Genomic DNA, 14926 nt, shown 5'->3' with positions numbered 1-14926 from the left:
ATCCGACGATTTTAGATCCTTTTAGATACGTATGAATCATAGCCTCTCATTTCGCATTGCGTCCCTGGCCCTTCTTTCGGCCGTTCCCTTACTGCCCGCGCTGGCCCAGCGGGGTGCCATTGAAAGCCAGACCTACGAAATTGTTAAAGAAAAAAGCATCGAATTTCCGGCGGCCAACCGCCTGTTCGATAAAATGCAGCCCATTCAACCCAAGTCGGGCGATAAGAAAGTAAATTACCAGTTCATTGATCCCGCCATCAACCTGGCCTCGCCCAAAATGACGCCGTCGGTGATCACGTCTTCCGACGAGAAAAACCGGCAGGAGCTTCCCGAGCCGCTCAACAACTACATCAAGCTGGGAGCGGGCAACTACGGCCGTTTTCTGGGTGATGTATTTGTAAGTACCCGCGCCGCGGATGACCTGGTGTTTACGGGCCAGCTTAAGCACCTTTCGGCTGCCACCGGGCCGCAGTACGGCAAGAATTCCGCCGAGGCCAATACCGATTTTCGGCTGGGCGGGAAGTACATTCGGAATGCCTTCAAGGTGGACGGAATGGTGGACTACAACCGGCACAACTACTACTTCTACGGCTACCGGCCCCAGCCGGAAGGCGTGGAGGTAAACCGCGACAGCATCCGCCAGCTCATTAATCGCTTTGGCGTTCAGATCGGGTTTGAGAACACAGACCCCGCCACCATCGTAGACTACTCGGTAAAAACCGGCCTTTACAACCTGCGCGACCGGTACAACGCCTCCGAACTGGACTGGGGCACCAACCTTACGGCCTCGGTACCTTTGGGCGAGCGATTCTCCGCGTCGCTCGAAGCGGATGCCTACCTGTCGCAGCGCGTCGACGCCGAAACTTTTAACCGGAACCTGTTCAGAGCCAAGCCTACTTTCAAGTATGCGTCCGAAATGTTTGCCATCACGGCCGGGGTTAACGTTGTTAACGAAACTGACAATGGTATGGATTTAAACCGGACCCGCCTTTATCCCGTTCTTAATCTGGACGTTATGCCGGTATCGGGCCTGCACATCTACGCGGGTTGGAATGGCGACCTGGTCCGGAACACGCTACGGTCCATGCTGGCCGAAAACCAGTGGCTGGGCCCTAACGTACTGGTGGCCAACACCGAAAAGAAGTATGACGTTTTTGCGGGAGTAAAAGGGGAGTCGGGTAATGGCTTCAACTATGAAGGCAAGGTGTCGTATACCAACTACCGCAATTTCTATTTCTTTAACAACTCCCAGGCCGACACGTCCAAGTTTTCGATTCTCTACGACGGGCAGAATACCAAGGTACTTACCCTTTCGGGCCAGGCGGGCTACACCGTCAACGACCAGTTCAAGACCGCGCTCAAAGCCAATTTTTTCAACTACGCCCTCGACAGCCTTGAGGCAGCCTGGCACCGGCCCACGTTTACGTTAAACTGGTTTAACGCTTTAACGATAAATAAAAAATTATTCGTGACTACCGACTTTTATATATTAAATGGCCTGAAAGCAAAAAATTTCCAGAGCGGAGTCGTGACTAAATTGCCTATGATTGCCGACCTGAATTTGAAGATAGACTACCTGTTAACCAAGAACTTCTCGGCCTTTGTATCCATCAACAACCTCATCGGAAAGCAGTACCAGCGGTACCAGTACTACCCCCAGCAGGGATTAAACTTTATTGGTGGATTGTCGTTTTCTTTTTAACTTCGTTTCGTTAAATCACTTTAACCACTGAGTTGTACCCCTAAACCCCCACAGGAAGCTATGGTTGCTGTTGACAAGTACCTCCGGAAGCTACTCTACGAGCAAGATTGCGTGATCATCCCTGATTTTGGGGGGTTATTGACGCACCAGGTTCAGGCTCAGTACAATAGCCGCCAAGGTACTTTTACTCCTTCCCAAAAACGTGTCGCTTTCAACGAGGTACTTAAGTTCGACGACGGGCTTTTGACCTATTTTATTTCCGAAAACGAGCGCATGGCGCGGGAAGAAGCACAGGGGTACGTGAAGCAATATACCGAAGGACTTCGGAACCAGCTACAGCAACAAGGAGTCGCCGAGGTGAATGGAATCGGGGCGTTTCGTACCAATAGCGAAGGAAAACTGGTGTTTGAGCCTACACTTTCGCAAAACTTTAACTCGGAATGGTATGGTTTTCAGGATGTTAAGGCCATGGAGTTAAAGCAGCCTGCGTCTGAGCCAGAGCTAAATGCCGAAGAAATCCGGGCCGATGATCAGGAAGCGGTAGAGACGAGCCCGATCATGCGGCCCCTGGGCTGGGTGCGTTGGGCTGCGGCCGCCGCGGTGGTGGGCCTGGCTTTTTACGTGAGTGCCTTTTATGCCCCTACCGTTTCGGATAGCACCCTGAGTTCCCTGAATCCTTTTTATAGCCTGATCGACTACGTTCAGCCGATGGTAGAAAAAGGAGTACCTGGCTCGGAACTTGCCAACGCGCAAGTACCCGCTGTGGAGTCAGTAAGCAACCCTTCGGCCTCACCCGTTGAAACGCCGAAGGAGGAAGTGCCCACCTTGCTGGCCGTGGCGTACGTACCCGCTACTCCGGCAGCAAAGGCTCCGGAAGTACATTCCGAAGCCAACCTCGCTAAGAGTAAGCGCTACCAGCTGGTAGCCGGTAGCTTTAATAAAGTTGACAACGCCGAAGATTTGTTGGTGGAACTGAAGCGGCAAGGCTATCCGGAAGCACATATTCTTGAAAGCCGCGGACTGATCAAAGTATCGGCTGCGGGATTTGATACCCAAAAAAGCGCCTACGCCGAGCTGAAGCAATTGGAAAAGGTAGCAGGCAAAGGCGTGTGGGTTTACGAAAAGAAAAAGAAAAAATAAGGGCTATTTCGTAGTCATAGTTTGCATTCAAGGAGCCTTCTGGCTCCTTTTTTTGTTATTACACGAAACAGCTCTACTTTTACGTTATTCCCAAAAAATCATTCAAGCTTATGTTAGCCGTAAACGCCGAAGACCGCCAACGCATCGCCCTTTCCTGGGCCATGTCCATTGGCATCACGCTGTTGGTCCTTACTACGTTCTATTTTATCCGGCTGAGTCGGTCCACGCCCCAAGCGGTACCGATGGAATTATTTCTGGAAGTAAACTACGGTGTTGATAAAGTAGGTAGTGGCAATATCCAGACCTTCAACAAGGCGAATGACTCCAAAGTGGCCGAAAACATGCGCCGGGACGACGAACCCCGGGAGCAGAAAGCCGTTACCCCCCCTCGCACTGTACCTACTCCCCCCACGCCTCGTCCCGAGCCCACCAAACCAACCACCCGCGCTACCGAAAAGGTGATTGCATCACGCGTGGAAAGCCCGGTAGAAGAAGCCGAGAAGCCCGAGCCCAAAAAAGTAACCAGCGCAAGTACCCCCGCTACGGCTCCCGTGGCCAAAGCGGAGCCCGAAAAGAAAATCAATAACGATGCGCTTTTCAAAAAATCCTCGGGCAGTAGCTCCGGCAGCAATGGTACCTCGGGTACTAAGAGTGGGGTAGGTGGTAACAACAACGGCGACGACGCCAGCGGTGTAGGCGATAAAGGGGCCAAGGATGGTAGCCTTTATTCTAAAAATTACAACGGTGGCGGCGGTGGTGGCGGAACCAACGTGGGGCTTAACCTCAACGGCTGGGGCTGGTCACGGCCTCCGGTTGTCAATGATAAATCGGATGCGACCGGTGATATCACTTTCAAAATATTCGTGGATCGCAACGGTCGGGTCAAAAATGTGATTACCCAAAGTACCACCGTGACGGACTACTCAGTGGTGAACCAATACAAAAATGCGGTACGTGCCCTTACCTTTATTGCCAAGTCGGCCAACGTGCCGGATGAGTCCGAAGGTACCATCACGTTCAAGATTCGCGCCAATTAAAAAGTACCTATGACGTACCCAGAAGCGACTGCGTATCTTTACGGTCGTTTGCCTGTATTTCAAGATCAAGGGGCCCGTGCTTACAAGCCGGGCCTTCATACTACCCGCCAGCTTTGCAAGTACCTAGGCGACCCCCAAACGAGTTTTCGGTCCATCCACGTGGGCGGTACCAACGGCAAGGGGAGTTCTTCTCATATGTTGGCGGCGGTGCTGCAACGGGCTGGCTATAAGGTAGGGCTGTATACCTCTCCTCACTTAAAATCCTTCACCGAACGTATCCGAGTAAACGGCCAGCCGGTGGAAGAGGCGTACGTGGCCGACTTCGTCACCCAACACCGTACCTACATCGAAGCCATTCAGCCTTCTTTTTTTGAGGCAACCGTGGGCATGGCTTTTCACTACTTTGCGCAGCAGGGCGTGGATGTAGCAGTGGTAGAAGTAGGCATGGGCGGGCGGCTGGATTCCACCAACATCATCACGCCGGAGCTGGCCCTGATTACTAACATCAGCTACGACCACACGCAGTACCTGGGCGATACCCTGCCCAAAATCGCGTTCGAAAAGGCCGGGATCATTAAGCCCAAAGTACCTATTGTGGTGAGTGAAAGTACCCTGGAGGAAGTGAACGAGGTATTCCGGCGGGTCGCATCTGAGCAGGATTCCCCCCTTTATTTTGCTTCGCACTACCTCAGGGTGGAAAATGCCCACCTGCACGAAGGTAGCTTGCAGCTGGACGTGGTACCCCAGCGGGAGCCTTTCAGTAGGTATCCTGTCCTGACGCTGGACCTGGCCGGTACCTACCAGCAGAAAAATATCCTAGGGGTACTTTGCGCCCTTGAGGTACTTCGGGAGCGGGGCTTCGGGGTACCTAGGGAGGCCATCTACGCGGGCCTGGCTGGGGTGGTGGCCACGACGGGCCTGAAAGGCCGCTGGCAAAAACTAGCCGAAGTACCCCTGACGTACTGCGACACAGCCCACAACCATGCGGGCCTTTCAGAGGTACTTTCGCAGGTACTTAGCCTGCCCGCCCGGCAGTGGCGGTTTATCCTGGGCTTTGTAGCCGACAAGGATATTTCTTCCGTTCTTCCCTTGTTTCCCACCGATGCTACCTATTACTTTTGCGAACCCTCCAACCAAAGGGCCTTGAAGGCCTCTGAATTGAGACTGCGGGCCCTGGAGCATGGGCTTAGGGGGGAAGTGTTTCCGGAAGTAAATGAGGCCCTGAAAATGGCCTTTGCGGAGGCCTCGCCGGAAGATGTCCTGTACGTCGGAGGTAGTACTTTTGTTGTGGCTGATTTAACTAGTTTGTAATCCAGTGGGAAGAAAAAAATTAGAACGCTTTCATTTTGTTGCCCAGGTTGAGAATGTCATTGAAAGAGGAAAGGAGTTTTACACCACCATTCAGGGCCGCTGGAACGAGCTTTATTTTAAAAATGCCAATCCCCTGGTACTGGAGTTAGCCTGCGGAAAAGGGGAATATACCCTGGGACTGGCGCAACGATTTCCGGACAAAAATTTTATTGGAATTGATATCAAGGGAGACCGGATTGCGAAGGGGAGCCGCGAAGCCCTGGAGCTAGGATTGGACAATGTAGCCTTTCTGCGGGCGGGCATCAAGTACCTCGACGAATTTTTTGTGCCCCAGGAAATCAGCGAGATCTGGCTGATTCATCCGGATCCGCGCGTGCGGGAACGCGAAGAAAATGTACGCCTTACCAATCCGGCCTTTTTGTCCCAGTACGCCAGGTACCTCAAGCCGGGGGGGATTTTTCACCTAAAAACCGACAGCGTGTTTCTCTATGAATATAGTTTGCGAACCCTCGCCGCGCATCCGGACTACACCTTACTCGCCCATACCGCTGATCTTTACACCTCCCCGCTGCTGGAAGAGCATCACGGCATTGTCACCCACTACGAGCGCATTTTCGTCAATAAAGGCTCTACGGTCCACCACATCAAAGCCCGGGTAGAAAAGTAGGCAAAAGCGCGGGCACTTCCTTGGGTACTTTGGGGGCGCTATAAAACTAGCGCAGCAGTCGACCTATTTCTTCCCGGATTTGAGCCGAGGAGGGAGCCGGTGCAGTCACCTTCACCAATTTGCCTTCCTGGTCGATCAGGATGTAGCGTGGAATGCTGCTGAGTTGACAAGCTTCCCAAAACGAAGTACCCCCTTCCAGGACGGGTGGCGTAGGTAGGGTAGAATGTGCCAAAAAGGTAGGGGAGACCCACCCACAAAAAAGTACCCCCGGCAGCTACCGGGGGTACTTTGATTCCAAACAAAAAGTTTCCAAGTACCTGGATTACTTGCTCATCAAGTTGGCGAAGTAATGTACCGTACGTACCAGCTGCGATACGTAGGACATCTCGTTGTCGTACCAGCTCACGGCTCTCACCAGTTGCGTATCACCAATCTTCTGTACCTTGGTTTGGGTGGCGTCAAAGAGCGAGCCAAAGCCAATGCCAATAATATCACTGCTCACGATTTCGTCTTCCGTGTAGCCAAAGCTTTCGTTGGCTGCTGCCTTCATGGCCGCATTTACTTCCTCCTTGGTAGTCTCTTTCCCTACAATACAGGTCAGTTCCGTGAGTGAGCCGGTAAGCGTAGGTACCCGTTGGGCCGAGCCATCCAACTTGCCTTTAAGATTGGGAAGTACCAAACCAATGGCTTTAGCGGCGCCCGTGCTGTTAGGAACAATGTTCTGAGCGGCCGCGCGTGCTCTTCTTAGATCCCCTTTGGCGTGCGGAGAATCCTGCGTGTTTTGGTCGTTGGTATACGCGTGGATGGTGGTCATCAGTCCGTTGATGATGCCGCCAAACTGCTCGTCAAGTACCTGCGCCATAGGAGCGAGGCAGTTCGTAGTACATGAGGCGCAGCTGATGATGGTTTCTGAGCCATCCAGGATGTCATGGTTTACGTTGAAAACAACGGTTTTCAAATCTCCCGTAGCTGGTGCAGAAATAACTACCTTTTTGGCACCGGCTGTGATGTGTGCTGATGCTTTCTCATCGCTGGTAAAGAAACCGGTACATTCCAGTACTACGTCTACTTCATGCTTGCCCCAGGGAATTTGAGCGGGATCTTTCTGGGCGTAGATAACAACATCCTCGCCATTTACTACAATGGAGTTGTCCGTTGCTTTTACATCTACTTCAAATCTACCTTGTGCTGTATCATATTTCAACAAATGAGCCAATACGGAGGGACTGGTTAGGTCATTGATGGCTACAACATCAATGCCTTCCATGTCGTAAATTTTACGGAATACCAGACGGCCAATCCGTCCAAAACCATTGATCGCTACTTTAACTTTTGCCATGTTCATTAAGGTTATGTTTTCAGGGAGCAAAAATACTAAACTATACGCTAGAAGTAAAATAATAGATATTTCAGCCGAACCTGCTGCTGAGAAGAATTTATAATCCATAGAGTGCTAATGCACATAAGGTATACTAACTATCATATTTAGTAATTAGCAATATTTTGGTTAGTATTTTGCTAATTTAGTTTTGTTTTTTACTAAAAATAATAGTATATAGTTACCTTTATTTCCTAATACTTCCCTTAAGAGTACATGCTTATAATAATTCCTGGTAGGGTAGACCCTTCGCTTTTGAGTTTACCTATCTTTACGATTGAAATCATCCATACGAAGCTTGCTCCAAACGGCCACGCGGAGGGTACTTACTTATACTTACCGCTTAGTTATCCATCTAGTACTACGCTATTCTTACCGTACAAGAAGCAAAAGTATCGATGTAATAATTTGCGTGGGTAAGCGCGAAAAAGCGATAATGATTCTTTAAAAGAGAATGTAGGTACCTCTGAATCGCTAGTAGGGATGTGAGATGAGTAGCTTTGAAACGAATGTAGCAACTAGTAGATGAAGCATGCAAGATGTAAAAGGAAGAATATAGTTTGAGTGAGGTATGCTGGAATTCAAAAATCAATAACTACATATCATTATTTAATATTTAAATAGAATATAAGTTCCTATAAATGAATGAGTTAAATACCTTAAATTAAACTTTCACTCTAATCAATTATGCAATCAATTATTGAACAATGCTGGGAAGATCGCTCCCTTTTGCAACAAACCGAAACCGTGGAGGCCATTAAAGCGGTCATCGAAAAAGTAGATAAAGGTGAACTGCGGGCCGCCCAACCCCAATCGGATGGTACCTGGCAGATCAACCAGTGGGTAAAAAAAGCCATCATTCTCTATTTTCCCATCCAAAAGATGGAGGTACTGGAAGCGGGTATCTTCGAGTACCACGATAAAATGAACCTTAAAAATAACTATGCCGAGCTGGGCGTGAGGGTAGTGCCGCCCGCCGTGGCGCGTTACGGCAGCTTCCTGGCGCCAGGCGTGATCTTGATGCCATCCTACGTCAATATAGGCGCGTACGTCGATGAGGGCACCATGGTAGATACCTGGGCCACGGTTGGTAGTTGCGCGCAGATCGGGAAGCATGTGCACCTGAGCGGGGGAGTAGGCATCGGAGGGGTACTTGAGCCTGTCCAGGCTTCGCCCGTAATTGTGGAAGATGGGGCCTTCATCGGCTCGCGTTGTATTGTGGTAGAAGGAGCACATATCGGAGCCAGGGCCGTACTCGGAGCCGGGGTGACCATCACGGGTAGTTCCAAGATCATCGACGTCACGGGTTCGGAGCCGGTCGAGTATAAAGGCTTCGTACCGGCCGACTCGGTGGTGATTCCGGGTACTTTGCCTAAGGTATTCCCAGCGGGTACTTTCCAGGTACCTTGCGCGCTGATCATTGGCAAGCGCAAGGCGAGCACCGATCTGAAGACTTCGCTGAACGACGCCTTGCGCGATAACAACGTGATAGTTTAGTAAACTACTCGTTCAACTCCAATTTAGAATACTAAATTGCTAAAAAGACGGGGCTGTGATGGCTTCGTCTTTTTTTGTGCACTCTGGACATCGTAGCAGCTGATGAATTCTGTAAATTACAAAAGTAAACTCACTTTTTCTCAATTTACATTTACCTTATTAAATAGTTTACCAATGTGGTTTATTTATATTTGTGAATTAAATCTATTTGATTACTTTTGTAAACATCTATTATCGCTGTGTATGTATGGAATTAAACGAGAAGATTAAGCAGATCCTGGTTGACAAAAATGTATCGCCCTCGCACTTCGCCGATGAGATCGGCGTGCAGCGATCTAGCATTTCCCACATTCTGGCGGGCCGAAACCGACCTAGTTTGGACATTATCCAGAAAATTGTGAAAAGGTACCCGGATATTGGCCTGGATTGGATTTTGGACGACGAAGAAGAAACCGTTTATTCGGGCGGTCCAAGCGCTTTAAAATCAGAAATCTACGAACCAAAGTACCCCCAAAACCGACCCCATACCAGGGGCTTAGAATCGCGCAGAGAAAGCCTGCCCGCACCAAGTACCAACCAAACAAACCTCAGAGCCCAGCCAGAGAGCCCCGTTCGTCCAGAAATCGAGCGCATTTTGATTTTTTACTCCGATGGCACCTTTAAGGAATACAAGTCAAGTTAACTAGTTTGTTAGTCAATCTACTATATTAATTTAGACTAAATACAATTAATTACATCCACATTCTTTTCTTCGCAATGTATGAAGCTCCCTTGCTTTTTGCTGGTATTTACCTTAGGCTTCACCCAGGCCCAGAATAAGTGTGGAGTAATTGTAGATCAGCATACCCGCCAGCCCGTTCCTTACGCTACGGTGGTCACGAGGCCCTTCGCCAGCGGCACCTACAGCTCGGATCGGGGTACTTTTTGTCTCGGCGTACCAACTACCACCGACAGCGTTGCCGTTTCCTGCCTCGGCTACCAACCTAGGCTGCTTTCCCGGTCGGACTTTATGGCCCACGATACCCTATGGCTGGTACCAGTAGCTACCCAGCTCCGGGAGGTAGTGGTCAAAGCTCCCCGTGAACGTAAGCCACCGCTACGGGAAGTTGGCTTTGCCGATCAGGCCTTTAAAAAGCGAAATTTTGGACACTCGGAAAGCGTTAATTCCGGTATAAGTATTGCCACCTTTTTGCCAAATCCGCAGGATCTGAATGGAACCCTCAGCCAACTAAAATACTTACTAAGGATGAGGGGAAGTAAACATACCGAGGTACCGCTTCGCTACCGGATTCGGCTCCGGGCGCTGGCGGCCACACCGGGTGGACTGCCGGGCCGCGATCTACTGCCCGAACAACTCGTGATCGACGTAACGGATACCCAAAAGGAGATTGTTCAGCCCGTGGCCCAGTACGGGATCGTTTTCCCGTCCGAGGGGCTGTGGGTGGGAATGGAGTGCGTGGGCTACGTAAGCCGCGACTCGGTGTACCATGAGCTCAAGACGTACGAGTTTGGGAAGCATGACTTAAAAAACCGTCGAAGCACAAAAAAACTGAAAATAGCCCGTAGCTACCCAGTAGCGCCCATGGTGCCTATGACCAAAAGTAGTACTTCTTACAGTGCCTATTCGGCCTGGGGTGGCAAATGGGAACCTCACCGGGGGTGGGGACTGGAAGGTGATGCGTTCGGTACCTTTTCCTTTGGGGCTACCGGAGAGCTTCGCGAGGACTGATAACTCCTTGAGCTGGCTGTTAGTACCGGTAGGAAAACCCTGGTTTTTTAAAGCCTGCATGCAACTCTTATCACCTGAATGCGTCTTTTTGTGGCGATATCTGAGTTGCCAGCCTTTACTATAAATCTTAATTCATGAGAAACATATTACTATTAATTGCTCTACTGTCAATTAAAAATATAATAATAGCTCAGTCTGTAACACCTAAGGGGTACGGGTTAAAGGAATTTTCAATCAATGACAAGAAATTAGGCCTAATCCAATTTTATGTTGATACCGTAAATATCCGATTAAAAGCACCTTTATTTATTGAAGTCAATGGTAGCGGGGGGCTTCCCTTATGCCTTTATATTCAGGGAAATAGATTTGTAACGACACCCACTACTTTCAATGAAGAATTATTCAGCAAGACGAAAGACAGGTATCACTATATCATCCTTGGCAAGCCAGGCACCTCTTTTTGTGATACTTTGAACCTCGATCTAACTGTCACAGAGTATCAAAAGAATCCGTCACAAGTTATTTTCGCCCATAAGCCTTCTAAGGAATATACGAAACGCCTTAGTTTATATTGGCGCGTGCAGGCGACCCAGGCTGTTATAAGTTATTTGATTAAGCATGGCTTTTGGGATAAAACAAAAATAGTGGCCTATGGCTACTCCGAAGGTGGACAGGTAGTTCCATCGCTAGCAGCTGAAGATAAGCGGGTTACCCACATAGCCTCTGTTGTCGGAAGTGGACTTAATCAACTGTATGATGGAATCATTAAATGGCGCATCAAAGCTGCCAAAGGTGAGCTAAGCCAGCAGCAGGCTCAGGATAGTGTGGAAGTTTCTTTTAGGCGCATTGCAGAAATTTATGAAAATCCGACCGAGACGGATAAAGAAACAGGTGGCCATTCTTACCTGCGCTGGGCGAGTTTCGGCACAGTCATCCCCTTTGAGCAGTTACGCAAATTGACGATTCCAATTTATATGATTGCTGCCAGCCAGGATGACAGTTCACCCATTTACGGGCTGGATTATGTTCGACTTGAATTTCTGCGTCTAGGAAAGACAAATTTAGTTTATGATACTTGCGTAGGCTGCAATCATTATTTAGGTAGTTCCGAAAATAGGAAAGCAGATAGTCCCAGTTATGTTGATAAAATATTGGCCTGGGTAGAGCAAAAGTCTGTCAAATCCTACCCGTGAAGGTTGCTGTACCTTTTTAAATTGTACCTTTCTTCTCCTTCGGGGCTACCGTAGAGCTTCGCGAAGACTGATAACTCCTTGAGCTGGCTGATAGTATCGGCAGGTACCTCTTCCAAGGGTACTTGCCGGTACTTATTTTTTGAGCCTATAGCACTCACTATCAAACAATTAACAGTAAAACGTTCCACGTGGATTGTTAACTACCTAATTTTAAGACAATTAACACCCCAAGGCACATGGGCGGTGGATAAGTACCTACCGACAAGTCCCTCCGGACTAATACATCACCAAAACGGCCCCTTTGTAGTGATGGTGGATGGTTTTGATGCTGTACTGGTAAGTACCTCCGGGTACCTGCACACCCAGGTAGCGGCCGTTCCAGGGTACTTCATAGCTTTTAGCGTGAAACACCAACTCACCCCAGCGGTTATAGACACTGATTTCTTCCAGCTGATCCTGCGCATTGCGGATCTCCCAGAGGTCATTGATACCGTCGCCGTTGGGACTGAAGGCGTCCGGAATGTAAACCTTATCAAACACAAGTACCTCCACGCTGGCCTCCGCCTGACACCCCAGCGGAGACGTCACGGTGAAGGTATAGGTGGTGGTTTCGGAGGGCGTCGCCGTGGTAACGGAGTCCGTAGCCGAGATCAGCCCCGGCGTGGGAGTCCACGCGTACTCGTAGGTACCTCCACCGGGGCTCACTGTGGGCACGAGCCGGATCGAGCCACCGCGCTGCACGCTTTGGCGGGGCGGTAGGGTAGCTTCTACTGACTCTACGGCAATGGCCACGCTATCGCTGGCCTGGCAGCCGTTGGCTTCGTCGGTAATTAGTAACCGATAGGTACCTGCTTGCTCTACTACACAAAAAGCATCGGTGGTGGTGAGCGCTCGGGTACCCTGCTGCCACTGGTAAGTGTAGGTAGGTACTTTGGTGCCGTCGTTGGCCAAGAGCCGGAGCTGATCTCCCTGGCAAAATATTTCCGCGTCGCGGTTGATCACCGCGGGAGGGTCTTGCCCAAAAATGACCTCCACGACTTGCGAAGCCGTATCGCGCGAGCAGATGGTCCTGAAGCTCTTGACCACCGAGTAGCGACCCGTGTCCTGTACGGTAATGCGGGCGTTGGTTTCACCCACGAGGTTCAGTCCGTTGAGCTGCCATTGGTAGGCCCAGTCGGGCGAGTCGGAGGTTTCCAGGGTCAATGGGCGCTCGGAGCAAAACTCGAGCCGCTCCACGCGTTGCTGCTGGTAGGTAACCAGGGGGTCGGGTGGGGTGGTAGGGTTACACTCGATCACGAGCAGCTGGAAGTCGCGCCGAACGAGCCCGATACGCTGGCCGTTGCGGTACTCTTCGCACTGGACCGCAAATACATACAGCCCTAAGGTGCTGGCTGTCACGGTGAGCTCGCCCGTGCGCGGATGAATACTCAGGGCGGGATTGCCCGGAATGGCATTCTGAGCCGAAATACCCGCTTCCCAAACTACCTCGGGATAGAAACCGTTTTTGGGCGTGGCGTCGCCCGTGGGCCGGCTGGGTGTGGTATGGCCGCGCAGGGGCGTCACCAGCGAGTAGCGGAGCTCGTCGCCGTCGTCGTCGCGGGCAGCCATGCTCATCTTAAAGGGCTGGTCTTTACAAATGTAGGCGCCGTTGGGCGCGCTAAACTCCGGCGAAGCGCTTTGGATGCTGAGGGGCGAAAATTCCAGGTAGAACGTCATGCCGCTGCCTCCCGGAGCAACGATGTTGTTGATGTCTTCATTCCGACAACACCGCTCCCAGACCATGTAATAGCCCGCCGGGTCGTTGTAGTCAGCTTGATTCATTACGGTTACACCTCGGTAGGTACCCATGAGGGTTTTTAGGGCTCGGGATACGGCGCAGGCTCTGTTCTGGTAGCTGATATTTTGGGAGCTTGTGTACCGCAGCGTTACCTGATTCATTAGTTGATGATCCCTTTTCCGGTAGATGAGAATGTCTGCCGTTGGGTCGCGGTTTCCGTTCATCCCGTTGGTACCAATCGTGAGGGTATTTTCGTCCCAAATCTGGGTCAGGATGATTTCGTACTGGTTGGCCAGGGCGGCCGGTCGCATCCGTAATTCGCCACCTACAATATGCCGGGCCCGCGCCGTTGGGAGCCCAAAACTCAGATGTAGTACCGTAATCAGAAAGAGTAAACCTATTTTTCGCATACCACTACCGTTATACCAACTACTGTTTCATACTTAAAAGTACTGAAAATCTGTATCTAATGACAATACGCAGATTAATTCCTGCTGTGGCAGGCAAAGTAACAGTTATTGGTACAGAAGATCTTTAACAAAAAGTACCCCGAGAAAGGTAGTTTCTTGGGGTACTTTGCCATGCAGTAGGGTAGAGCTTACTATTTCAGATTCAACCGTATAATTCCGTTGGTTACTTCCCCAAACAGTCTGCTATCTTTATCATGGATACCCCCGTACAGTTTACAACGAAAGGCTAGCGCCAAGTCGAAAGAGCCATCTTCGCGCTCTTCAAACTCCAGTACTTTTAGGTAGGCCGTTTCGGGATCCTGCTCCCGTGAACTCGTTAAATGCATACTCCTTCGGCTATAATGCGGCGGGTCTGGATATAAGACCCATAAATTAATATGGTACTTGGTACGGTAAAACTCAGCCGTACGCTTTTCAAGGGGTACCAGTGAAACATCGAAGTCCAGCTTCCGGCCCACCACAAATTCCTCTCTCAGGAAAGCGATAGGGTCTTTTTTGAAGGCCGGGGTTTGAATGTAGAAGTGATAAGGGGGCGGATCTATGGGCGCGCCTTGCTCGGTGATACCCACGTTGCCAATTCCCATGGTGATGGTCTGGCCCAGAGCGCTGACGCCATCGCCCGGCTTGACGCTGATCGTATCACTGCCCGTCACGTAAGACGAACCCAGGTAGCCGTAATTAAAATGCAGCGGGTCGTTGGTTGAGTAGCAAAGATCCATGCCCCGTACCTGAGCCCGGCAGTAGTACGCCGACAGATTATCGCTACAGTTAAATGTAATCGCTTCCTACGGCCGAGGTACTTCCTGTTTCTCACAGCTCAGCGTCAGCGTCACGGCCCAAAAAATAATTATGCGTACTAATTGTTTCATGCTTATTAATTAAGTTGATGTGAATACAAGGACTTCCCAAAGATACCTATACTTATAATAATATCAATTTCCTATATAAATTAATTAATATCAATCATCCTTACCCCCTTTGCTTATTTATTTTGTATAAATGTTTTATAATTTATATTATGTTAA

At 50.0% G+C, this 14926-nt stretch carries 13 protein-coding genes; 9 read left to right on the top strand and 4 right to left on the bottom strand.

Annotated features, from left to right (window positions below; genetic code table 11):
• Positions 1–31: 31 nt before the first annotated feature.
• From HNQ92_RS06360 to trmB, 5 genes are all read left to right on the top strand, one after another.
• The gene (locus HNQ92_RS06360; RefSeq protein WP_246439725.1) at positions 32–1702 is read left to right on the top strand and encodes a TonB-dependent receptor; all 1671 of its coding nucleotides are present in this window, start codon (positions 32–34) and stop codon (positions 1700–1702) included.
• Positions 1703–1762: 60 nt separating this feature from the next.
• Positions 1763–2842: an HU domain-containing protein gene (locus HNQ92_RS06355; protein WP_184172332.1), complete on the top strand. Its 1080-nt coding sequence runs from the start codon at positions 1763–1765 to the stop codon at positions 2840–2842.
• 110 nt (positions 2843–2952) lie between these two features.
• Positions 2953–3879: a hypothetical protein gene (locus HNQ92_RS06350; RefSeq protein ID WP_184172330.1), complete on the top strand. Its 927-nt coding sequence runs from the start codon at positions 2953–2955 to the stop codon at positions 3877–3879.
• A 9-nt stretch (positions 3880–3888) separates the two neighbouring features.
• Positions 3889–5190 carry a bifunctional folylpolyglutamate synthase/dihydrofolate synthase gene (locus tag HNQ92_RS06345; protein WP_184172328.1) on the top strand — a complete coding sequence of 434 codons (1302 nt, stop codon included), beginning with the start codon at positions 3889–3891 and terminating at the stop codon, positions 5188–5190.
• A gap of 4 nt (positions 5191–5194) precedes the next feature.
• Positions 5195–5857, top strand: coding sequence for a tRNA (guanosine(46)-N7)-methyltransferase TrmB (gene trmB, locus HNQ92_RS06340; RefSeq protein WP_184172326.1), 663 nt, complete (start codon positions 5195–5197; stop codon positions 5855–5857).
• A gap of 46 nt (positions 5858–5903) precedes the next feature.
• Here trmB and HNQ92_RS06335 read toward each other — a convergent pair whose 3' ends face one another.
• Positions 5904–6089 carry a TlpA family protein disulfide reductase gene (locus HNQ92_RS06335; protein ID WP_184172324.1) on the bottom strand — a complete coding sequence of 62 codons (186 nt, stop codon included), beginning with the start codon at positions 6087–6089 and terminating at the stop codon, positions 5904–5906.
• A gap of 90 nt (positions 6090–6179) precedes the next feature.
• Complete coding sequence (gap, locus tag HNQ92_RS06330) at positions 6180–7196, bottom strand: type I glyceraldehyde-3-phosphate dehydrogenase (protein ID WP_184172322.1); 1017 nt, start codon at positions 7194–7196, stop codon at positions 6180–6182.
• Between the two features lie 726 nt (positions 7197–7922).
• Here gap and HNQ92_RS06325 point away from each other — a divergent pair.
• From HNQ92_RS06325 to HNQ92_RS06310, 4 genes are all read left to right on the top strand, one after another.
• The gene (locus HNQ92_RS06325; protein ID WP_184172320.1) at positions 7923–8732 is read left to right on the top strand and encodes a 2,3,4,5-tetrahydropyridine-2,6-dicarboxylate N-succinyltransferase; all 810 of its coding nucleotides are present in this window, start codon (positions 7923–7925) and stop codon (positions 8730–8732) included.
• A 247-nt stretch (positions 8733–8979) separates the two neighbouring features.
• Positions 8980–9414 carry a helix-turn-helix transcriptional regulator gene (locus tag HNQ92_RS06320; protein WP_184172318.1) on the top strand — a complete coding sequence of 145 codons (435 nt, stop codon included), beginning with the start codon at positions 8980–8982 and terminating at the stop codon, positions 9412–9414.
• Positions 9415–9492: 78 nt separating this feature from the next.
• Positions 9493–10461 carry a carboxypeptidase-like regulatory domain-containing protein gene (locus tag HNQ92_RS06315; protein WP_184172316.1) on the top strand — a complete coding sequence of 323 codons (969 nt, stop codon included), beginning with the start codon at positions 9493–9495 and terminating at the stop codon, positions 10459–10461.
• A 134-nt stretch (positions 10462–10595) separates the two neighbouring features.
• Positions 10596–11654 carry an alpha/beta hydrolase family protein gene (locus tag HNQ92_RS06310; RefSeq protein WP_184172314.1) on the top strand — a complete coding sequence of 353 codons (1059 nt, stop codon included), beginning with the start codon at positions 10596–10598 and terminating at the stop codon, positions 11652–11654.
• A 276-nt stretch (positions 11655–11930) separates the two neighbouring features.
• On the opposite strand, the gene HNQ92_RS06305 is transcribed toward HNQ92_RS06310, so the two are convergent.
• Both HNQ92_RS06305 and HNQ92_RS06300 read right to left on the bottom strand, forming a co-directional pair.
• Positions 11931–13841, bottom strand: coding sequence for a T9SS type B sorting domain-containing protein (locus tag HNQ92_RS06305; RefSeq protein ID WP_184172313.1), 1911 nt, complete (start codon positions 13839–13841; stop codon positions 11931–11933).
• Between the two features lie 191 nt (positions 13842–14032).
• On the bottom strand, positions 14033–14620 hold the full coding sequence (locus HNQ92_RS06300) for a hypothetical protein (RefSeq protein WP_184172311.1): 588 nt from the start codon (positions 14618–14620) through the stop codon (positions 14033–14035).
• Between the last annotated feature and the right edge of the window lie 306 nt (positions 14621–14926).

The organism is Rhabdobacter roseus (genome assembly GCF_014202275.1).
GTDB lineage: Bacteria > Bacteroidota > Bacteroidia > Cytophagales > Spirosomataceae > Rhabdobacter > Rhabdobacter roseus.
Note: the sequence above shows the minus strand (reverse complement) of the source record. Positions and strands in the feature narration are given on the sequence as shown.